Consider the following 22,159-nt stretch of genomic DNA (forward strand, 5'->3'; position numbering starts at 1 on the left):
CTCAACAGCTTCTCAGGCTACCCTCATCATGGACACCGTTGCCGTACGGAGGGCTGGCGCGTGAGTGATGGGATCAATGACGCAGTCAAATAACCGGACGGCAGCTTGGCCGAAATGATCCGGGAACCAGGCCGTTCCCTGTGGGACCCGTTCCACAAGCGTCACTTCGGTGGTCATTTCTCCGGATGTGCTGGAGAGGCGAACTCGGTCGCCGTTCACCAAGGCAAAGCGGGCTGCATCAACTGGATTGATTCGAAGCCGTCCTCTGTCTTCTATTTGTAACAAGCCCTTGGAACGGGTCGAAAACTTTCCCGAGTGAAACAGGCTCTGTACGAAGTCGAGTCGCAACGTTCCATCCGGGCGGGTTTTCGGTACCACGAGTCGATATCGTGCCGCAAGATCGCGCTGATAGCCATCTGTGAGATACCGTTCCGTCGTCGCGTGATCGACTTTCAGAGGCAGCGGGGTAGGTCCAAGCGATCCATAACCAGGAATAAGGCTTCGGATCTCCTTGAGAATCTCTTTGCTCTCGCCGTATTCCATCGGTGAGCCTAATAAAATAGAGAGAGCTGAAAAGACTTCCCAGTCCGGCCGGCTTTCGCCAAGAGGATCAATCGAGGGACGAACGGCTTGTACATGCCCTTCAGTATTCGTAAACGTTCCGCTTTTCTCCAGAGATGATGCGGCCGGTAGTACGACGTGAGCGAGCGCTGCGGTTTCAGTTAAAAAGAGTTCCTGGCAGACCAGCAGATCAAGCTTGCGCAAGGCTTCCTCGGGGCGTAGTGAGACCGGTAGGCTCCCGACCGGATTTTCTCCGACGATAATCATGCCCTTGAGCGATCCCGATTTGGCGCGATCCAGCATATCGACGAGGGAGGCGCCGACCTCGGGGGAAACGTCCGCGTTCCACTGCTTCACGATCCGATTGTGGTCGGTACGGCTGGTTACGGAAGAGGCGCCAGGAAGAAGTTCTGCCACGGCACCCATCTCTATAGCCCCTTGGTCATTATTCTCTTCCGCAAGCGGCGCGAATCCGCAACCTGGTTGATCCAGCTTGCCGGTCAGCAGCAGCAGATCGAGGAGACTCAAGGATCCGGCATATCCCCGTTCACTGCGCAGAAGTTGTTGCCCGGCGAGCACGACTACTCGCCGCCCGGCCGCGAGAACTTTGGCGGCCTGTACGAAAGCATCGAACTGTATTCCCGTTGTCGCCTGGAGGTCGTGCCAGGAGACTTCTTGTAGTGCAGCTGTGATCGCGCCGACATAGGCGGGGTGCTGCTGCATCAGATTCGGCTGAATCAGGTTCTCTTCGATGATGGCCTTCAGCAAGCCAAGGATGGTGGTGGGGATGTCGCTTGGCAGAGTGCGGAAATGATGGTGCGAGAGAGTCGCAATGTTGCTGATCGTTCCAATCACCGGCTCCAGGGACTCAATCGTGATCAAGGTCGCGCGACGCTTCTTGACGGCTTCCTTGACCTTGAGGCCAGTGACCGGGTTGGTTTCGGTAATGTTCGTCCCGACGAGGAGCAACACGTCGGCATCCAGGATGTCATCGAAGGTCACGGTCCACCGATGAGTGCCTTGGACAAGTTGCATGGCGTAGAGGCCGTTCACATGGCCATAACGGGCGCTGCTATCGATATGGTTGGTGCCGACGGCGACGCGCAGAAATTTTTGGAATAGGTATAGTTCTTCATTCGTACACCGGCCTGAGATCAATCCGCCGAAGCTTGTTCCTCCGTGCGTGGTCTTGATCGTGCTGATGCGATCGGCCACATATTCCAAGGCCTCTTCCCATGTGGTCTGGACCAATGCCCCATTACGACGAATGAGCGGGTGAGTCAGGCGTTCCGAATGGCTGGTCGCATGGAACCCGAAAAATCCGCGAGCACAGAGATCGCCGTTGTTGCGCCCAGTTCCGTGGGCTGAGTTGACCTCGATCAACTCCTTTCCCTTCGTGTGCACAGTCATCTGGCACCCGTCGCCACAGTACCCGCAGATGGTATCAGCTCGCTTCAGCATCCAGGGCCGATATTCATACATCGACAGCCGGCTGGTAATGGCTCCGACCGGGCAGATCTGCACGCAGCCTCCGCAGAACTCGCAGTCCAACGGGTGTGGACCGAAGTGCTTGATCTCCGTCATGGTGCCGCGCCCGACCGGCGCCAATGCCTTGACGTCCATCACCTCGTCGCAGTATCGGACGCAGCGGAGACATTGCACGCAGCGATTCATCTGTGTTTCGATCAGCGGGCTGAAATATTCCTTCTGAAACACGCGCTTGGTTTCAGCGAACCGGCTGGTGGCCGTGTACTGATGAGAAAAATCTTGAAGGTCGCACTTCCCACCTTGATCGCAGACCGGGCAATCGAGCGGATGGTTGGCGAGAATAAACTCAAGGACTGATCGATGGGCATCGTTGACCACGGTCGTGGCGGTACGCACACTCATGCCCTCGTCGACAGGGGTACTGCAGGCGGTTTGGAGTTTCGGCATCTTTTCGACTTCAACCAGGCACATGCGGCAGTTGGCATCCGGTTTGAGCTTTGGATGGTAGCAAAAATGGGGAATCATGACGCCGACACGCCGAGCGGCTTCGATCACCAAGGTGCCTTTCGGAACCTTGACGGTCATTCCATCGATCGTTATGCGAACCATCGGGGCTGTGGTCTCAGGCATAGTTGAACTTTGTTATCTGATGATCCGGCGATCTGAGGGATATCTTCCACTTAACAGATCATGAGATTGACAGGTTCCCATCAAGGTCTTCCTACCGGCTCAGGTTTGATCAGATTGGCGGCCTCCGCTTCGTGGATGAGGTCCACATACTCCTGCCGCCAGTGTTTCAGAGTGCTCTGAATCGGAGCGACTTCCGCATCACCAAACGCACAGACCGTTCGGCCTGCGATGTTCTTACATAGATCCAACAAGGTTTCAAGGTCTTCCATCCGACCTCGTTTGGCCATAATCCTGCGCAATGTTTGAACCAGCCACGAGCTACCCTCTCGACAAGGACTGCACTTTCCGCAGGACTCATGGTAGAAGAATTCCATCAGCCGGAGCGCCGCCCAGACCATACTGGTGCCCTCTTCCATGATGGTGACACCACCGGATCCCAGCATCGACCCTGCCGTCGCCACATGCTCAAAATCCAATTTCACATCGAGATGCGCCGGCGTCAGAAAGGGAGCTGAGGCCCCACCGGGAATAAAAGCCTTCATCGGTTTATCCGATCGCATCCCGCCGGCATGTTCGTACACCAGTTCTCGAACGGTCACCCCCATTGGAACTTCATAGTTGCCCGGCCGCTTGACATGTCCGCTTACACAGAACACCCTGGTTCCAGTGCTTTTCGGCGGGGACCCGATCGCTGCAAACCATTCGGGGCCACGGTTCATGATGTGGGGAAGGTTGGCCAAGGTTTCAACGTTATTAACGACCGTTGGTTTATTGTAGAGGCCATGCGTGGCAGGAAACGGCGGTTTAATGCGTGGGAGGCCGCGTTTGCCCTCAAGGGATTCCAAGAGGGCCGTTTCTTCACCACAGATATAGGCGCCGGCTCCACGATGCACCCACACGTCTGCGTTAATACCGGTACCGAGAATGTTCTTCCCTATGTATCCGGCTGCTCTCGCTTCATTAATTGCCTGCTCCAAAATCCTTGATCCCAGAACCATTTCTCCGCGGATATAGATGTACGCCGTTTCCGCTCCAATGGCATAACAGGCCAACAGGATGCCTTCCAAGACTTGGTGAGGATCGCGCTCCATCAGCTGTCGGTCCTTGAACGTGCCGGGCTCGCTCTCGTCGGCGTTACAACACAGGTATCGGGCACCTTGGTAATCTTTGGGGAGGAAGCCCCACTTCACACCGGTCGGGAAGCCAGCGCCACCGCGTCCGCGGAGGCCTGATTTGCGCACCATCGCGGTCACATCCGCCGGGGCGATTTTCCCCAGCGCGTTGCGGATGGCTTGATAGCCTCCCGTCTTCTCATAGTCCTGCAGCGACCCGGTATAGCCGGGTCGCATCATGTTTTTTAATAAGATCAATTCGTGTTGTGGCATCTTAATCTCGTGAATCGAATGTCCCGTCAGCTGGGTTGTTGCTGAACAACGAGATACGCATCACGCTTCACGCGCCCCGCTCTGAAGGGGCTGGTTCTGGCCACATAAAGGGCCCGCTCTTCAGTGTGCTGGTTCCTGTCGATCGCAAATCAGCCAAAATTCGGTCAAGCTTGTCCTCGGTGACCTGTTCATAATAGTCCTCATTGATTTGCATCATGGGACCGGTCCCGCAGGCTGCCAAACATTCCACTGCGCTGAGGGTAAACAGGCCGTCTGTCGTTGATTCGCCCGGTGCAATCCCAAGTTTGGTCTTTATCCATCCAATCAGCGTATCTGAGCCGACTAGTGCGCACATGAGTGACTTACAGACCTGAATATGGAACTTGCCCACCGGCTTCAGGTTGAACATGGTGTAAAACGTGACGGTCTCGTAGACCTGCGGCGGGGTTATCCCGAGTAACCGGGCAATTTCTTGCATGACCGCCTCGCTCACATACCCCTGATCGCGCTGAGCGACATAGAGCAGCGGGATCAACGCAGAACGCTTGACCGGATAGCGGCTCAGGATCTCGTCGATTTCTTTTCCGTGTTTGTCCTTCAGCACGGTTCCTCCACACACCCCTTTATCGAGGCGGCGGTCAGGACGTTCCAAACTGCGCGCATTGACCGAGCACATTCTGATCGTGCGCGGGCAGCGAGCACTGGAACATCCTGACCGTATGCCTCATCTATCACATTCCCCCATGACTACATCGTACGTTCCGAAAATCGTAATGATGTCGGAAATCAAATAGCCCCGCGCCATATGGTCGAACGCGCCCATGTGGATGAACGAGGGCGAGCGAATTTTCAGCCGGTAGGGACGGGGGCTCCCGTCGCTAATGATGAAAAATCCCAATTCCCCCTTAGGCGCTTCGGTTGGGCAATACGTTTCACCTTTTGGCGGTTTGAACCCTTGCGTAAAGATAATGAAATGGTGAATCAAGCTCTCCATATCCCGCATCACGAGCTGCTTCGGCGGCGGAATGTATTGTGGCATGTCCGCGATGATTGGGCCCTGCGGCATCTGGTCGAGACATTGGGCAATGATCCGCGCGCTCTGGCGCATTTCCTCAACGCGTATCCAATACCGGTCATACGTGTCGCCGTTTTTTCCGACCGGGACCTCCCAGTCCACTTTGTGGTAGGCCCCGTAGGGCTCGAGCTTGCGGACATCGTACCCCACGCCCGATCCTCGCAGGGTTGGACCGGTCATGCCGAAATTGATAGCGTCTTTCCCTGAGATCACCGCGATATCTTTGGTCCGTCCCAGCCAAATACGGTTGCTGGCGAGAAGCGAGTCATACTCGTCGACTTTCTGTGGGAAAGTTTCCAAGAAGGTCTTCAGTCTGGTCACCAATTCCGGAGTGAAGTCACTATCGACCCCGCCGATCCGATAGTAATTCAGGGTCAGCCTGGCTCCGCAGAGTTGCTCAAACATGTCGAGTAAGGTTTCCCGCTCGCGAAACGTCCAGAAGAACACCGTCATTGCACCGATATCCAAGGCTTGGGCACCCAGCCAGAAGAGATGTCCGAGAATACGCTGCATCTCCGCGACGATGGTACGGATATATTCAGCGCGCTCGGGAACGGTGATTCCGAGGAGTTTCTCGACGGCTCGGACATAGGCGTAGTTGTTTGCCATCGCACAGACATAATCCAGTCGGTCGGTGTGCGGAATGATCTGCATGTAGGCCAGGCCTTCGGCCAGTTTTTCCACGCCTCGATGCAGATAGCCGAGATCCGGGGTGGCCTTGACGATCCGTTCGCCATCCAGTTCGAGGACGACTCGTACGACGCCATGGGTGCTCGGATGTTGCGGCCCCATGTTCAGCAAGAGTTCTTCCCGGCGATTGGGCGACGAGGCATTGGGGTTCGCCAGGAACAGCTTCCGCTCGGCTTCCGGCACCTCGCTGTCGATTTGCTCCACCGGCGGCTCATCAAGTCGCGGGATAAAGTCAAACTGACTGCGCCAGCCACGTCCCTCAGCGGGGAAGTCTTTTCGTAAGGGATAGCCTTCCGCATAGTCTTCCGGAAGGAGAATACGGCGCAGATCCGGATGCCCGATAAATCGGATCCCCATCATGTCGTACACTTCACGCTCCAAAAAGTCCGCGCCGCGCCAGATGCTCGTGACAGAATCGAGCGAGGGATTCTCTTCCGTGACTCTGGTTTTGAGGCGGATCCGTTTCCCATGTGGGAGCGAGAGTAACTGATAGATGACCTCGAACCGTTGTTGATCGGACGGATAATCGGCGGAGCAGATATCCGTGATGTGATCAAAGCAGGCTTCCGGAGCATCATGGAGGAAATGCATGACTTCCAGGATCCGAGGCGATGCGACATGCACGGTCGTCTCCGAGCGCGCTGTGTCGACGTCAGCCGAGAGCACGGCCTCAGGAAACTTGTTGAGCAATGTCTCGATCAGTATCTGCATCATGTCACATTGCGAAAATCACGTGACTTGCGCGTCGCGCCCGGTTATTTCACAAACACTCTTTCACGCTGGATCTTTTCCTGTAACTTCAACAGCCCATCAAGCAAAGCCTCCGGTCTCGGGGGGCATCCGGGCACATAGACGTCAACCGGCACGATCTGGTCCACGCCCTGCACGACCGCATAGCTGTTGTAGTGATTGCCGGAGGTCGCACAGGAGCCCATACAAATGACATAGCGCGGCTCGGGCATTTGATCGTAGATCCGTCGAATGACCGGCGCCATCTTGCGCGAGACCGTCCCCGCGACGATCATCAGATCGGATTGTCTGGGGGAGGCTCGAAAGACACCGGCACCGAAGCGATCTAGGTCATAGCGAGAGGAGACGCTGGCGATCATCTCAATGGCACAGCAGGCCAATCCGAACGTCATGGGCCAGAGCGCCGATTTTCTGGCCCAATTGACGACTGCGTCCAGGTTGGTCGTGACAATGTTGGCGTCGAATTGTCGTTCAAGTAGACTCATGAATAACTCAAGTGAGACGTGAGAAGGTGAAACAAAAGACGGCCGTTTCTACCTTTTCACGTTAGTTAATCCCATTCCAATGCGCCCTTTTTCCACGCGTACCAAAACCCCACGACCAAAATGGCGATGAAAACGACCATTTCCACTAATCCCACAAGGCCAAGACTTGTGAAGGCAACGGCCCAGGGAAACATGAAGACGATCTCGATATCGAAAATGACGAACAGCATCGCAATGACGTAATACCGCATTGGAAACTGCACACGGGCGTCTTGGAAGAGCGGACTTCCACTTTCGTACGGCGCCAACTTGGCGCGATAGGGGTGGTTGGGGCGAAGAAACTTCCCAACATAGAGCGTCAATGTGCCAAGGGCAATCCCTATGGCAATGAAAAGGAGAATGGGTAAATAGTTTTCAGGAACGGGAGCGATGACAACGTCATGAAGTGTGACACGTGAACTGTCACTGAATAATATTGGAGAGGTCATCATGCTTTAGCCCTTACGCCGCCGACTGTGTTGTGAGTGCCGAACGAAAGAACGGCTGATACTGCAATCCATCGAGTTTCAGATTTGGCACGGTTTTATGCTGAATGAGAACTTTGAACGTTGTGCCCATTCCGTTTGGCTTCAATAGCTGAATCGCTGCTCTGAGCTCCGGGCCGTCTTGGCTCAGCCCTGTAAGCATCTGCTCAATACCGAGCCCCATGAGAAAACTCATCTGGTTGGTGAAGCCGGTCGTCTGGAGGCCCTGTTCCTCGCCGGCAGTCGCCAAACTCGAAAAATCCACATGGGCGGTCATGTCCTGTTCTCCCACATGCAGGAACGGATCCTCGTGAACCGCATGTTGATGGTAACAAAGGAATGTTCCGCGTTTTCGATCGGCGGAGTACAGGTCCTGTGCGGTATGGCCGTAATCGATGGTAAGCACAAAACCACGATGGAGACGTTGCGCGACCTGAGTCATCCAATCTACGGCATGGAGATTGACTTCCGTGCGGTACCCTTGCGGCCAGTTCGAACCGATATGGCCAAGATGAGACGCGATTCGATCCGAGGACAGAGGTTTCAGACACTCAACGAACTGCCCATTCCGATAGTCCACCCAAAGTTCCTCAAGGCCACGCGCTGTCATCTGAATGCGGTGAACCGGAAAGGAGTCCACGAGTTCATTGCTGAGACACAAACCGGTCAGGCTGTGCGGGGAGATCTGCGCGAGATCATCAACCCAGTGAATGAGATCAGGTCGCTCAAGCCAAGGGGCCAGACTGATACGTTGTGCCTCGCGCATGGCTGGGCTTCGTTCAATCAAGACATAGCGGAGGCGGTGGAACAATGAAGGATAGTCGCGCTGAGAAGTCGATAAGATATGTCGTGCCAATAGCCCTTTACCTGGCCCCATTTCCACGATGGAGAAGGGACTGGGTTGCCCGAGCAGCCGGTCCATTTGCTCGGCTTGTTTGGTCAACGCTTGTCCAAGAATCGGATGGACATCTGAGCTAGTATAGAAATCACCTTTTCTGCCGATGCGTTCAGCCGCCGGTTTCGACGATCGCATGTAGTAACCCAACTCCGGGTGGTACAAAGCTAATTCCATGAACCGCGCAAACGGAATTGGACCGGAGGCGATTACCTCCGATGCAATGGCAGCAACGAGTTCTGGATGCCCAGCACTCACGAAGAGCTCCAAAAATTGCAGTCACTATGGAAAAAAGACACCCCGAGAGCATGGGCCAAATGTACCCATCTCCTGGTATTGAAAGGGAGATAGGGTAGCCTCTTGAACTGCGTTAAGTCAAGGTGAGATCAGGGAGAATTGCCCGTCGCTGGATAGGCAATTGAGTCATATTTGTATACAGAATGAGGCCCTGAGCGAACTCCTATATTGGCGGTCTTTCCAGCCTGAGCTTCAGGGGGCGCTTCGAGAGATGAAGGAGGAAGTTAGCGTGACTGCGAACACTCTTTCTCATGTTCCGTGACACTTCTTGTATTTCTTCCCGCTGCCGCAGGGGCAGGGGTCGTTGCGGCCGACCTTATTCTCAGTCCGTTGAGCCGGAGCAGGTGCCGCGACCGGTTCATCGCCACGGTTCAAGGTCAGCTTGGGTTGTGGGCGTTGAGGGATTGGGTCAGGTGGAGTCGTTGGTTGTTCGCCTTCATGACGGACGGCCTGCACATGGAACAGCCGTTCCAGCGTATCGGATTTGACCCGTTCCATCATGCCGGCGAACAGATCGAACCCTTCCCGTTTATATTCGATTAAGGGGTCTTTCTGGCCATAGCCACGAAGCCCGATGCCGTCTCGCAGATGGTCCATCCCTAACAGATGGTCCTTCCAGTGATGATCGATGACCTGGAGCATGAACGTCTTTTCCAAGAAACGCATCAACTCCGGTCCCAGCTCCGCTTCTTTTTTCGTGTAGGCTTCCCGCACGTGGGTTTTGAGATCTTCCAGTAGCGCGTCGCGCCCCACATCGCGCAGAGAATCTCCCTCATCGTGCTTGCCCTGGGTGATGTCGAGACCGAATTGCGCATGGATAACCTCGGTCAACCCTTTAACGTCCCAATCCTCAGGATATTGATCCGGCGGGCAATAAACATTCAGGGACGATTCTACCGATCCGGCCATCATATCGTGGAGATCGGTGGTCAGGTTTTCTCCGCTCAGCACGGCCCTGCGGTGACGGTAGATCACTTCACGTTGCTTGTTCATGACGTCGTCGTATTCAAGCAACTGTTTCCGGATTTCGAAGTTATGGGCTTCAACCTTCTTTTGTGCGTTGGCGATCGCTCGGGTCACCATGCCATGTTCGATGGGGACGCCTTCTTCCATGCCGAGTTTGAGCATCAGCTGAGAGACCCGTTCGGACGCGAAGATCCGCATCAGGTCGTCTTCCAGTGAAAGGTAGAACCGTGACGTACCTGGATCCCCCTGGCGGCCGGCTCGTCCCCGGAGCTGGTTGTCGATGCGGCGGCTCTCATGGCGCTCCGTCCCGAGAATGTGCAGTCCCCCCACGCCGATGACTTCCTGCTTGTTCTTTTCGCAGTCGGATCGAATATCTTCATAGACTTCAAGCTTGCGGCTCTCGGAAATATTCTCCTCGCGGTAGAGCACCTGCTTGTACATGAAATCCGGATTGCCGCCCAATAAGATGTCGGTTCCGCGGCCTGCCATGTTCGTGGCGATGGTGACGGCTCCTTTGCGTCCGGCCTGCGCGACGATTTCGGCTTCCCGTTCATGCTGCTTGGCGTTGAGGACGTTGTGCTTCACGCCATTGCGATTCAGGAGTCCGGCGAGTTTCTCCGATTTTTCGATCGAAATGGTGCCGACCAGCACCGGTTGTCCGCGCTCGTGACATTCTTTGATCTCTTCGACGATCGCCAAAAACTTTTCTTTCTCGGTGCGGTACACGACGTCGGCGTAATCCTGGCGGATCATCTGGCGATTAGTCGGTACGACGTTAACATCGAGGTTGTAGATTTTTGCGAACTCGGCGGCTTCGGTGTCGGCGGTACCGGTCATGCCGCTCAGTTTGTTGTACATCCGGAAATAGTTCTGGAATGTTACGGACGCGAGCGTTTGATTCTCGTTGGCGATCTTCACCCCTTCTTTGGCCTCGACGGCTTGGTGCAACCCGTCGCTCCAGCGTCGACCCGGCATCAACCGTCCCGTGAACTCGTCCACAATAATGACTTCGCCGTCCTTCACCACATAGTCCACGTCGCGTTTGTAGAGCGTGTAAGCCTGCAGGGCCTTGACGACGTGGTGGACCATGTCCATGTTGGCCGGATCGTAGAGATTGTCCACGCCCAGCAGTTTTTCGACGCGGGCGTTGCCGTCTTCGGTCAAGGCCGCCGTCTTAGTTTTTTCTTCAATGGTGTAGTCTGTTTCGGCCTTCAGTTGGGGGATGATCGCATTAATCTTGTAATACAGGTCCGTAGTCTGATCGGTCTGGCCGGAAATGATCAGTGGGGTGCGGGCCTCATCGATCAAGATGCTGTCGACTTCGTCCACGATCGCGAAGTTCAGTTCGCGCTGGACGCACTGGTTCAATGCCGTGACGACCAGATTATCGCGAAGGTAGTCGAACCCATATTCGTTGTTCGTCCCATAGGTAATGTCGGCGCGATAGGCTTCGGGTCTTGTGCAGGGACGCAGATGCTGCAACCGTTTGTCAGGCGCCTCGTAGGTCGGGTCGTACATAAACGAGGCATCGTGTTGGATGATGCCTGTGGAGAGTCCCAGCGCATGGTAGAGCTGCGCCATCCACTGGGCGTCACGTTTTGCCAGGTAATCATTGACCGTCACGAGATGGACGCCCTTGCCCTCCAAGGCATTGAGGTAGATAGGCAAGGTGGCAACAAGGGTCTTCCCTTCGCCGGTCTTCATCTCGGCGATGCGGCCACGATGAAGGATCATGCCGCCGATCAGCTGGACGTCGAAATGGCGCATGTTGAGCTTGCGTCTCGACATCTCCCGGCACACGGCAAACGCTTCGGGCAAAATATCGTCGAGCGTCTGGCCTGCTTCAACCCGCTTTTTGAAGTCCTGGGTCTTATCGGCGAGCGCCTCATCGGAAAGAGGAGTGAGCCCGGCCTCCAGTCCATTGATCTGAGTCACGATCGGCTTCAGGGTCTTGATTTCACGATCGTTTTTGCTGCCAAAAATTAGGTTGAGTACTTGTGTAACCATAAAAAAATGTCGGGGTGAAGACGATGATGAATAAAAATAGATCGTGGAGTATACAGCATCTTTTCGGTGAATCCTACCGGATCCTCCGGCAGCATCTCCGGTGGCTTGACAGGCGTTGTTTCGGTCGCCTAGTATGCGAGAGTTGTTGCATCTGTAGCATGTGTAGGCATGTCAGTGGTTAATCCGAACACTATTTGAGAAGTGCGTTCGCGCATGAGTCAGACATTCCGAAAGTTTCTTTCAATAGCTCTTGTACTCTGTGTTCTCGCTATTGGGGGATTGGCCCAGGCGCAAGCCGCTGAACATGCCGGACACCATGCTCAGCATCAAACGGCCACGCACGGGACGGTTCTCTGTTCCTGGATGTGTGCTGCCGGTACAGTGCTCGATAGCAATGTCGTGGTTCTTGAGGCTGAACGCAGCCCCATTACTCTTCTTCCTCTTCCTCATTCGAGTGACCTCGCCGCTGAGCCGGTTCGTATTTCTTCCAGTCGTGCGCCCCCATCCCTCTTCTTGTAATCTTTTGTCTTTCGTCGCGTTAGTCAGAGTCGTTTCATCAAACTTGGCTATTGCGACATATCCCGCAGCAGGAAGTTTACAGGTCGTTTCTGGGAGAGAAGGACTCCGTTGATCATGGCAGTCAAGCGTTCTATATGTTCGTTCTTGCTGGTGCTGATTCCGTTCGCGCTGGCCTGGCCCTTGGATCGGCCAGCTGAGGCGGCCTGTGGGTCGGTGACCTGTTTTGTCGTGGTCGGTTCCCAGCAACAGGTACCACAAGCGGGGCTCCTGACATTCAACACGATGTACAACTACACGCCGATGCGTTTGCTCGATGGGACCAACGGGGTGATTCCCGCCATTGACCAGGCGAACCGTCGACTGATTTTGGATCACCACCAAGAAGTTCGTACCATCACGCAGACCGTCAACTTCGATCTGAATTACGGTATCACGGATCGGCTGGGTGTCCAGGTGACAATTCCGTATCTCTGGCGGACCCATAAGCATATCGATGGGTTGGGAGAAGATGGAGACAATGGGCGAGGAGAACTGGTCCCATTTCGAGACAATGGGATCGGCGATATGATCATTACGACGAAGTACAATGTGCTCCCTACGCTCCGAAGCATGATTGTCCTGGGGTTTGGTGTACAAGTGCCGACTGGTCGGACCAGCGCCAGAGACGATGCCGGTGAGTTGATGGAGTCGCCGACCCAATTGGGACGTGGCCAGGTGGGGCTCATCGGATCGCTCTATCAAACCTACGAATTGATCCCTCACCGGCTCAATCAATTTTTCTACGGCAGCTATCGGCATACGTTCCGGAATAACGATGGGTATCAGTTTGGGGATGAGTACAACCTCAATCTCGGTGCGAGCGGCGTCCCATTCGAACAAGCGCCCTGGTTGGTCCTGACGGGTCAGTTCCACTGGCGGTATCTGGTTCATGACAATATCAGCGCATCACTGGAACGATCTGCCACGCCTGCTGATGCTCCTGACTTCCCAGGCGAGACGATCGTGCTTGATCCTACGATCTCCAACCGCCGGGTCCCGACCACCGGCTCGACCTACTTTGCGTTTTCACCGGGATTTCAGGTCAGTCTCGATGGATTAATTGATTCCCCGTTGACCAAGTGGACGTCGATCTATTTCCACTCACAGATTCCTATCATGAGAGATTCGAATAACGGGCTCGCTCAGGGGATCAGCTATATCTTTGGCGTGACGAGGTCGTTCCAGTTAACGAAGACTGGCACCTAAGAACGCGAGCAGCATGCCGAATGGAGAGATGACGATGAGAACGTACAATTCAACGAACATTGCAGCACTGGCACTGAGCTTCACACTCCTGACCTGCACCAGTCTGGTCTGGGCCATGGGCTCCCGCGTGCCGGCGGTCGGGACGACTGCCGAGGACTTTCGCTTGGCCGATTTGGACGGCAAACAGCAAAGCCTTAGTCAACATCGCGGCAAGATCGTATTGGTGAATTTCTGGGCGACCTGGTGCAAACCCTGTACGACGGAAATGCCGGCCATGCAGGCCATCTATGAGAAGCTACGGGACCAGGGCTTTGTGGTGTTGGCGGTCAACGAATTGGAAGACGAACTCAAGGTGCGTGAACATATCACGCAACATGGCCATACGTTTCCAGTGCTGATGGACCGGGACAACAAGGTGGCAAACCAGTTTGGAGTCTTTGGATTACCGGTCAGCGTGTTCATTGATGAAAAAGGTGTCGTGCAAGAATACATCAAGGGCGGGCTGCTGACCGAGCAGGTGATTCTCGACGCGGTGGCGCGGATCCAGAAATCGGAACCGATGAAGGCGGCATCGCTTAAGTAGTCGACGCAACATGTTGGCACGGTTGAAACAATCCTGGTTTGTCTGGCTGCTGTTAGTGTGTCTCGTGCTGGTGAACGGGGCAATGGCTGCGCCAAGCGTGGGCCATGCCCAGCACCATGCAGACCATCAGGCCGGGACCCATTCGACCGGAATCTGTGCCTGGCTCTGTGCGGCCGGGCAGGACGTGGAATCCACGTCGGTGTCGTTGGAGTCCAGTCTTAAACCGATCGAACAGACGGTCGCCGTTTCCATCAGTCCGATTCATATCTCCGTTTCTCTCCACTCCTTCTTCCGTGGGCCTCCGCTTCTCCTTGCATAACGCCTGCAGTCGGCAGGTGTTTTCTTAACAACCGTGTCTCGCGGCGGGTTTCGATGATCGGATTCCGTCGTGTCACAACACAGAAAGAGTTTGGGAATCATGGTACGGACGATCTGGTCCAGGGTCATTAGTGTCGGTGGTGTAGTTGGAATGTTGTTCTCGATGCTCAACCCATCCTGGGTCGAGGCATCGTGCGGGTCGGTCAGCTGTTTTGTCGTGATCGGGTCGCAACAACAAGTGCCGATGAAAGGACTGCTGACGGTCAACGCGATTTATAACTGGACTCCGATGGAGGCGCCTCCTGGCGAAGGAGGACGAATTCCGTTCGCCAATCAGGGGGACAGAACGCTCACCTTGGCTAACCTGAATGTGAACAGCATCAAGACTACGACACGCACTGCGACGCTCGACCTCAATTACGGATTAACCGACCGCCTCGGCATCCAGGTAGCGATTCCCTACAAACATGTCGAGTCCAATGCCCAAATCGGCGGGCTCGTCCCTGTCCCATACGGTGAGGGGGGACTTGGGGATATTCGGGCTTCGCTGAAGTACAACGTACTTCCCACCTTGCGTAGCATGATTGTGGTCGGAGTGGGAGTAGATTTTCCGACCGGCAGCTATGGCCAGTTTGCCCAGGGAACCACGTTGGCGGAGTCGACTCTCCAAATCGGTCGAGGCAATTTCGGTATCGTTCCAATGATCTATCAGACCTATGAACTGATTCCCCATCGGGTGAACCAATTTGCATCGGTCAGTTATCGGCACACGTTTAAGAACAGTGACGGATACAAGTTCGGCGACGAAGTGAGCGGGGCGTTGGGCCTCAATGTAGTCCCGCTGGAACAGACGCCGTGGTTAGTGCTGACGCAGCAGTTCAATTTCCGATGGATGCAGAACGACGCCATGGACGCGTCGCTGTTTCAGTTCAACCCAGGAGGGTCGCCCATCCTGCTCGATCCAGCGATCAAATTTCGGGCCGTCCCGACAACCGGATCAACCTACGTCGCCTATTCACCGGGGGTCATGCTCAATGTGATGAACTTCGCCTCGTTCTATTTCATTGCACAAATTCCCATTCACCGAGACTTCAACGGCAACTTGGAGCAGCAGATCAGCTACATCTTTGGGATGACCAAGTCGTTCCAATTGTTCGGCGGAGCTTCTTAGGGAATCAATGAGAACGATGGTATCGAGTCGGCCATGGTAAGGAAGATGCGAAAAGAGATTTCTCGGGTTTTGACCGGCTGCTGGGTTGTGCTCTGGCTGACCGGGTCTCTCTCTGTCGCACAGGGGAATCTGTTGCCACAATGGAACATGCCCCACTGCCCGAGTGGGCAGGCACAGCACAGCCAACAGAGCCATAACCATTGCGCGTGGCACTGCAGCGGTTTCGATATTCAGAGTAGTGGCGGACGAGGCGAGACTCCCGCAGATCTCCAGCTAGGTCTCGTCTGGAGTCTTGGCACCATTCCCTTTCAGCACGCCGATGTGGATGGCCAATATCCACCCCGTGGTCCGCCGCAGGCTATTTTGGAGATTGCATAGCACAAATTCGTTCAGGGCGCCGGCTGCGCTCCCATTAATAACGTTGAAATGATTATTCGCGAGGAAGGAACGTTCCATGGAAACGAGGAAGACAAGCAACTTTATTTCGAGTATTACAATCAGCGCATTAGGGCTTGCGCTGATTAGCCTTGCGGCGTGCAATTCAGGGGAAACCACCACGGCAACACCGGTCTCTGGCGGTAGCGCAGGTAAGGCCAGTGCATTGGTCTTCGTCAACAATACCGGAGACAAGACGCTGACCAGCGTGGCGTTGAAGGGCAATTCTGGCAACGCGGTGGTGAACACGATCGATGCGGCGGAGTTTGAGAACGTGGCTCTCGGAGACATGCAGTTCTCAGATAAAGATTGGGTCTTTTTAAATCTTGCTGCAGCGAACAAGGTCGCGACGATCGATCCACTCACAGCGGCGACCCCGGTTCATGAGGCAAATCTAGCGGCGGGCACGCGCCCGGTTCACCTCTATCGGGACAGGAATGATGGCCAGGTAATTTGGATCATGAACGACGGTGACAATGCCGCCGGAACTACGACTCCCGGCGACGATTTGATCAATTGCGCCTCGTCGGGTGGGGGGTCAGTCACAGTGATCCACAATTCGCACCTCGGCCCAGGAGGGACGCCGCCTACCGTACTCGGAACAACCTGCCTTTTGGCTGATGGACATAAGGTCGCAGCCTTTGCAGAGAATAAACGAGTCTTTGTCTCCAGTGAAACCGGCGGCGAAATTGCCGTTGTTGACGGGGATGAGACCTCCACGAACTATCGCAAGATGATTGCGCGCATCGATCTATGCAAATCGTCGAAAGAGACGACACCCTGCAATGATGAGTCTGCAACGCCGATCACGACGGCGTTTACGCCGAATGCCTCAGCTCCGCACGGTATCCGCTGGTCAACATTGACGAAGAAGGTCTACAGCATTCAAGAAGGATATGGAGAGATTGCGGAGATCGATCCAGCAACATTGGCCATTACCAAGACCTTTGATCTTGCCGGAACTCCTTACACATCGTATGGGATTTCTCCTGACGGCAAGTATTTGCTTTTGCGCGGAGAAACCACTGCCCCTCAGGCAACGAAGCTTGGTGTCATCGACTTAAGTGCGGCAGTTCCAGCTATTGCTGATTTGACGATTCCAGAACTGGATGGAACTTCGGCGGGGGCATACAAGTTTGCCCCGAATTCCGGACGGTTCTATATTCTAGCGGGGAATGGAGCAACGGCGACAAAGAAAGACCGATTGTTTGTCTTTGATTGGACCACTGTGGCGCCTCCAGCACTCACGCTGTTGAGGGAGATTCCGCTGGTGTCGACTGGTGGGCACGGCTTCGATATCTTGGCTGAAGGAGCCGGTGAAGCCAAGTATCTGGCAGTGTCGAATGCAGCGCCGGCGAATTCGCTGACGATCATCAATGCCACCGATAATCAGGAAAAGCAGACGGTACCCGTCGGAGCAAATCCGGGAGGGGTCATGGTATTCGATTCCGGGGCGGCCTTGGCGGGCAACCAAGCCTCCAATTAAAGGAAGAGTGGAGTGGAGACAGAGCGGTCCATCAGAGTGCAATGGAGACTCTGATGGGCCACCTGGCGACTCTTGGACAAGAGTGCGAGAGCTAGAGAATGTGGCCTGTCCGAGCCGGCTGCCTTCGGCTCGGATTCAGCGCGGGGTGGAGGCGCTCCTCCCTTGGCCTTCGCCCCGCACTTTTTTATTGGGCATGTTGGGCTTGCATAAGTGGTGTGGGAACAGCCATAAGTGATACATGGCATTGGTGGGTGAAAAACAGTTTGTGGTTCCTGCCTGGGCCATCTCATTGGTTCTGCATGGAGTGGTCGTTGGTCTATCCTTTGCATTTTCAGCACAGATCAAGCCTCTTGTGCAGAAAAATCTCTTCAGCTGGAATGTAGCCCTCGTGCAGCAAGCAACTGACGTTTCACAAGCAGAGCCGACAGAATCGATAACCGCATCGGTGAAGCCGGTAGTAAAAAAGGTTCTTCCCGCACTGCCTAGGCCTGTGCCGGAACCGTCTCAGCCCATTAGGCCGACGGAACAGAACATTGAAACGCCGCCGCCAACGATCGTGCAGCAGTCAGCGGTTCCTCAAGTACGTGAAGAGCCACCTGAACAACGGGTAGTTGAAGTGACTGAGGCCAAAACTCAGCCAATCTTGGAATCAAAGGAGTCCATGGCATCTACGACTCCGTCCGAACCAGGTGAGTCTCAGCTGTCTCAGCCGGAACCGGCTGTGAATCCAGCAGTTCCTGCCGTGACTTCCGAAGCTCCGATTTCTCAAGAGAATGCGGTTAGTGCTGTTGCGATGTCTGGTGCTGAAGCGAGGACAGACAACCGATGGTTGGCTGAATCATTGTGGCGTCGGGTCGCAGAGCTGAAGCGCTATCCAAGCGCTGCCCGTCTGAATGGGCAAGAAGGAAAAGTCATTCTGAAAGCCGTCATTCGATCGGATGGTCAGTTGGCTGATGTCGTTGTGCAGAAAAGCTCAGGACACAGCGTGCTCGATGAGGCAGCGATCGAAGCGGTCAAGCTCGCATGCCCGCTTTATATGAAACAGGCCATTGGAAAGCCGCAGATCGTCGTGAGTCTGCCCATCGTGTACAGTTTGGCAAACTAAGGATGTATGGGCTGCGTGCAGTGCAGCGCTGGATTGAAAACATCACATGATGAAAGTTTGTGGTGCAGTTATGAGTAACCGTAGCAGACAAGTTCTGAGCATTCATGTATAGTGCAACCCTGATAATAGGGACCGGAATGCACGTGAATCGCTTACGCCACTCATTGTCTCATCTTTCAATCGCCGGCTGTGCAGCGTTACTGTACGCTGTACTGCTTGTCCTGGGCAGTAGTTGCAATCTGGTTCATGGTGACCTCAATCAAAGTCATCACCACCATCATACTGACGAAGATTCATCCGCCGCGGACCAGTTCTGTGCCTGGGCTTGTCAGGCTACGGCGGACACGGTAGCGGTAGGTGGGCCACCACTGACTGTCAGGAATGTCGATAGTGAGCCGGTAGAATTCACTTCCACTGGACTTCTTTTCTCCACATATTCTTCCGCAATCCATTCGCGGGCACCTCCTTCGAGTTTTTTCGTCAGGTTTGCCTAATTCGTACCGAGCAGTCGTGCTCTCGTGTGCTGGTACGATTGAGCCTGCTTGCGCCCATTTCACAATCAAGCTGTCGGTGTGTGACTCGTCCGGGAAGGTGACCCTCCCCCCGGACCAAGCGCGGGGCGAAGGTTGGCTGCCTCCATCTTGGCCCCGCCCTTTATATCCGAGGGAGTGACTGTCGAAAGTTGTGAGTCAAGCGCGTGTGTCAGCAAGAAGCAGTGGCCTTGGAGCCCGGGGTACTACGCAGTGCAAGTGAGTGTGAGATAGATGGACTGTCCGAGCAGGTGGCCTCCCGGCTCGGACCAAGCGCGGGGCGAAGGTTGGCTGCCTCCACCTTGGCCCCGCCCTTTATCACAGAGTGAATCAGTGTAGGGGGATGACGATCAAGAATGCTTTCTAGGCCTACAACGCATGCAGAGGAGCGGAATACTCCTGTGCAGATCCAGTGTCGGCAATGGTGGAAGTGGGATGGATGGACTGTCCGAGCAGGTGACCCTCCGGCTCGGACCAAGCGCGGGGCGAAGGTTGGCTGCCTCCACCTTGGCCCCGCCCTTTATCACAGAGTGAATCAGTGTAGGGGGATGACGATCAAGAGTGCTTTCTAGGCCTACAACACATGCAGAGGAGCGGAATACTCCTGTGCAGATCCAGTGTCGGCAATGGTGGAAGTGGGATGGATGGACTGTCCGAGCAGGTGACCCTCCGGCTCGGACCAAGCGCGGGGCGAAGGTTGGCTGCCTCCACCTTGGCCCCGCCCTTTATATCCTAATAAGACCGCGCTCGATTATCGTTACGAGCGTTCTGGGGCATCTTTGTGAGGGGAGCCTAGCGCAGTGATGGCCGAAATTTATGGTGGTACCGGACGGCTCCATGCAGGACCAAGCTTATGTTGTCAAAAGTGTAGCATCCGTGAGCAATGGTGAGTATGCGTAGGTAGACAGCTATTAAGCGCTCATGTACAAGAGCACCTATTGTAGATAGAGTCGTAAGAGCCTAAGTGGAACAGCACGTTGGGGCTGAGAACGTGAAACGATTGAATCGGACCTTCTATAGTCTTTCCATTGTCGGCTGCACAGTGCTGATGTATGCCGCACTTGTCGTGCTGAGTGCAGGCTGTGCACTGGCTCATGCCGACCAGACCCAGGCGCATCACCATCATAGCGAGGAGAGTTCATCCTCTCAAAGTGCATTCTGCGCCTGGGCTTGCCAAGCGACATCGGATATCGCCTCCGTGGCTGAACCATCCATGGGGGTTGTCTGGTTGGTCACCGAGCCTCAAGTACTGCCTTCAGCTGTTTATCCTGTTTCTTCCGTTTCAACCCTACTTCATCCTCGAGCGCCTCCAGTCACTACCCTTCTCGCGCGTGGATAAGGATCACAAGGGGCGTACGCGTTCTCGCTAACGTCCTGGGATGATGCTTTCCACGATTTTTCAATTGTGACACATAACGGTTCGGTCTGAGTCAAGCAGCCGTTGGCTCGGACGAGTGCGGGGAGAAGGTGCTTCTTCCTCGGCCTTCGCCCCGCCATTTGAACAGGTGACGACGGTAACGAGTCATTTCCCGATTGTGGTACGGAAACATTCAGGAAAGTTATGGAGGGTTCATCATGGATGTCATCGGCATGTTGCAGAACAAACAGTTACTCCGCGTAGACGAAGCCGCAAAGATTCTTAATGTCAGCCGCTGGACGGTGTATCGATGGGTCGAGGCCGGTCGGCTGGGTGGCACACGCTTGGGCGCCGGCAGTTTGAGAATTTTCAGCCACACTGTGGCAGCCCTCATCGATCTCCATTGCGTCGGAGCGATCCAGGCAGAACACGTCGATGTACCGACCAAGCACAATTCACTCAAGCCCCGGGCGGTGAGCGCACGGTCTCTAGGTCGCGAAACGAGCCGGTTGCGACAGGCTGCCGCAGTCTGACTCGAGGTCTCAACGCCGATGCGCCGTGCAGCGTCATATCTGTTGCTTGCCCTGCTGAGTCTGTGGGGGGGGTACTCCTCTGCTGAGGCATCTTGTGGCTCAGTCAGCTGCTTTGTGGTGATCGGGTCACAGCAGGCAATCTCACCGGCAGGGGTCTTGACCGTGAATCTCAGCTTCACTCATACACCGAATGAGATTCCGGCAGGGGGGGTGAACACCATTCCCTTCGCCAACCAGCAAACCAAGCAATTGATTTTGGCTAATAGCCAAGTCAGTCAACTGAGTACGCTGGTTCAAACTGCGGTATTGGATCTCAATTACGGACTCACCGAGCGAATCGGCATCCAGGTGCAAGTGCCGTATCGCATGATCGATGCCGTCGGACAGATCGGCGCCGCCGCAGTCGCGAACACATTCGACCGAGGGTTCGGAGACGTGTTGGGAAAGGTGAAATATAATCTGCTGCCGAGCCTGCGCAGTATGGTCGTTTTGGAAATGGGCGTGTGGTTTCCAGTCGGTGACTACGGAAACATGCCTGTCGCCGGGCAGCTCGCTGAATCCACCCTGCAAGTCGGCCGCGGGGCATTTGGAGTGCAGCCGGGGTTCTATCAAACCTACGAGCTCATTCCTCATCGACTGAATCAGTTCCTGTCGGGCAACGTCCGATATACATTCCGTAATTCCGATGGCTATCGATTCGGAGAAGAGTTTTCTGTCAATGCGGGACTGAATTTGGTCACGTTTCCGTGGTTGACGCTCACGAACCAAATCAACTTTCGCTATAAAGGTAGAGACAATATCGAAGCTGCGCTGTCTGAGTTCCAGCCGGCTCCGGTGAACCGGCCCGTCTTGCTCGATGGAAATATTATCGGGAGGTCCGTGCCGACCACCGATCATACGTATGTAGCCTATTCAACTGGGGCCGTAATCAACGTTTTCGACTTTGCTCAGGTCTATTTCATCGCACAGATTCCGATCTATCGCGACTTCAACGGTAATTTGCAGCAAGAAATCAGCTTTGTGGGAGGTGTCACCAAGTACTTTACGACGCCGTCCCTGTTTAAACAGTGAGGAGCGACCACACAGGCGCTGTGAGGCAACATAATCATGGCACACACGATCTC

The 22,159-nt window shown here is 54.9% G+C and carries 19 protein-coding genes; 11 read left to right on the forward strand and 8 right to left on the reverse strand.

Annotation, left to right across the window (positions count from 1 at the left end; all coding sequences use genetic code 11):
- Positions 1-12: 12 nt before the first annotated feature.
- From nuoG to secA, 8 genes are all read right to left on the reverse strand, one after another.
- Complete coding sequence (gene nuoG / locus COMA1_RS07525; RefSeq protein ID WP_090746033.1) at positions 13-2,679, reverse strand: NADH-quinone oxidoreductase subunit NuoG; 2,667 nt, start codon at positions 2,677-2,679, stop codon at positions 13-15.
- An 80-nt stretch (positions 2,680-2,759) separates the two neighbouring features.
- Positions 2,760-4,064, reverse strand: a complete 1,305-nt coding sequence (gene nuoF, locus COMA1_RS07530) for an NADH-quinone oxidoreductase subunit NuoF (protein ID WP_090746036.1) — start codon at positions 4,062-4,064, stop codon at positions 2,760-2,762.
- A 67-nt stretch (positions 4,065-4,131) separates the two neighbouring features.
- On the reverse strand, positions 4,132-4,740 hold the full coding sequence (locus tag COMA1_RS07535; RefSeq protein WP_090746039.1) for a complex I 24 kDa subunit family protein: 609 nt from the start codon (positions 4,738-4,740) through the stop codon (positions 4,132-4,134).
- A 48-nt stretch (positions 4,741-4,788) separates the two neighbouring features.
- Positions 4,789-6,543 (reverse strand): NADH dehydrogenase (quinone) subunit D, encoded by a 1,755-nt coding sequence (gene nuoD / locus COMA1_RS07540; protein WP_245630900.1) that lies wholly within the window; start codon positions 6,541-6,543, stop codon positions 4,789-4,791.
- A 41-nt stretch (positions 6,544-6,584) separates the two neighbouring features.
- Positions 6,585-7,064 (reverse strand): NADH-quinone oxidoreductase subunit B, encoded by a 480-nt coding sequence (locus tag COMA1_RS07545; protein ID WP_090746045.1) that lies wholly within the window; start codon positions 7,062-7,064, stop codon positions 6,585-6,587.
- Positions 7,065-7,129: 65 nt separating this feature from the next.
- Positions 7,130-7,555 (reverse strand): NADH-quinone oxidoreductase subunit A, encoded by a 426-nt coding sequence (locus tag COMA1_RS07550; protein WP_342672678.1) that lies wholly within the window; start codon positions 7,553-7,555, stop codon positions 7,130-7,132.
- Positions 7,556-7,565: 10 nt separating this feature from the next.
- Complete coding sequence (locus tag COMA1_RS07555; RefSeq protein ID WP_090746048.1) at positions 7,566-8,741, reverse strand: class I SAM-dependent methyltransferase; 1,176 nt, start codon at positions 8,739-8,741, stop codon at positions 7,566-7,568.
- Positions 8,742-9,029: 288 nt separating this feature from the next.
- Positions 9,030-11,753, reverse strand: a complete 2,724-nt coding sequence (gene secA, locus COMA1_RS07560; RefSeq protein WP_090746051.1) for a preprotein translocase subunit SecA — start codon at positions 11,751-11,753, stop codon at positions 9,030-9,032.
- A 213-nt stretch (positions 11,754-11,966) separates the two neighbouring features.
- On the opposite strand from secA, the gene COMA1_RS07565 reads away from it, so the two are divergent.
- The 11 genes from COMA1_RS07565 (at position 11,967) to COMA1_RS07615 (ending at position 22,106) form a co-directional block, all read left to right on the forward strand.
- On the forward strand, positions 11,967-12,272 hold the full coding sequence (locus tag COMA1_RS07565) for a hypothetical protein (protein WP_090746054.1): 306 nt from the start codon (positions 11,967-11,969) through the stop codon (positions 12,270-12,272).
- Positions 12,273-12,386: 114 nt separating this feature from the next.
- Positions 12,387-13,517, forward strand: coding sequence for a transporter family protein (locus COMA1_RS07570; protein WP_090746057.1), 1,131 nt, complete (start codon positions 12,387-12,389; stop codon positions 13,515-13,517).
- Between the two features lie 34 nt (positions 13,518-13,551).
- On the forward strand, positions 13,552-14,100 hold the full coding sequence (locus COMA1_RS07575) for a TlpA disulfide reductase family protein (protein WP_176697919.1): 549 nt from the start codon (positions 13,552-13,554) through the stop codon (positions 14,098-14,100).
- Between the two features lie 10 nt (positions 14,101-14,110).
- Positions 14,111-14,419 carry a hypothetical protein gene (locus COMA1_RS07580; RefSeq protein ID WP_090746063.1) on the forward strand — a complete coding sequence of 103 codons (309 nt, stop codon included), beginning with the start codon at positions 14,111-14,113 and terminating at the stop codon, positions 14,417-14,419.
- A 99-nt stretch (positions 14,420-14,518) separates the two neighbouring features.
- Entirely contained in the window at positions 14,519-15,589 is a 1,071-nt protein-coding gene (locus COMA1_RS07585; RefSeq protein ID WP_090746066.1) for a transporter, read from the forward strand.
- 33 nt (positions 15,590-15,622) lie between these two features.
- On the forward strand, positions 15,623-15,967 hold the full coding sequence (locus tag COMA1_RS07590) for a hypothetical protein (RefSeq protein WP_141654250.1): 345 nt from the start codon (positions 15,623-15,625) through the stop codon (positions 15,965-15,967).
- A 76-nt stretch (positions 15,968-16,043) separates the two neighbouring features.
- Positions 16,044-17,510, forward strand: a complete 1,467-nt coding sequence (locus COMA1_RS07595; RefSeq protein WP_090746075.1) for a YncE family protein — start codon at positions 16,044-16,046, stop codon at positions 17,508-17,510.
- 238 nt (positions 17,511-17,748) lie between these two features.
- On the forward strand, positions 17,749-18,615 hold the full coding sequence (locus COMA1_RS07600; protein ID WP_090746078.1) for an energy transducer TonB: 867 nt from the start codon (positions 17,749-17,751) through the stop codon (positions 18,613-18,615).
- Positions 18,616-20,109: 1,494 nt separating this feature from the next.
- The gene (locus COMA1_RS07605) at positions 20,110-20,484 is read left to right on the forward strand and encodes a hypothetical protein (protein WP_090746082.1); all 375 of its coding nucleotides are present in this window, start codon (positions 20,110-20,112) and stop codon (positions 20,482-20,484) included.
- 236 nt (positions 20,485-20,720) lie between these two features.
- Positions 20,721-21,035 (forward strand): helix-turn-helix transcriptional regulator, encoded by a 315-nt coding sequence (locus tag COMA1_RS07610; RefSeq protein WP_245630902.1) that lies wholly within the window; start codon positions 20,721-20,723, stop codon positions 21,033-21,035.
- An 18-nt stretch (positions 21,036-21,053) separates the two neighbouring features.
- The gene (locus COMA1_RS07615; protein WP_090746084.1) at positions 21,054-22,106 is read left to right on the forward strand and encodes a transporter family protein; all 1,053 of its coding nucleotides are present in this window, start codon (positions 21,054-21,056) and stop codon (positions 22,104-22,106) included.
- Positions 22,107-22,159 lie beyond the last annotated feature (53 nt).

Source organism: Candidatus Nitrospira nitrosa, assembly GCF_001458735.1.
Taxonomy (GTDB): domain Bacteria; phylum Nitrospirota; class Nitrospiria; order Nitrospirales; family Nitrospiraceae; genus Nitrospira_D; species Nitrospira_D nitrosa.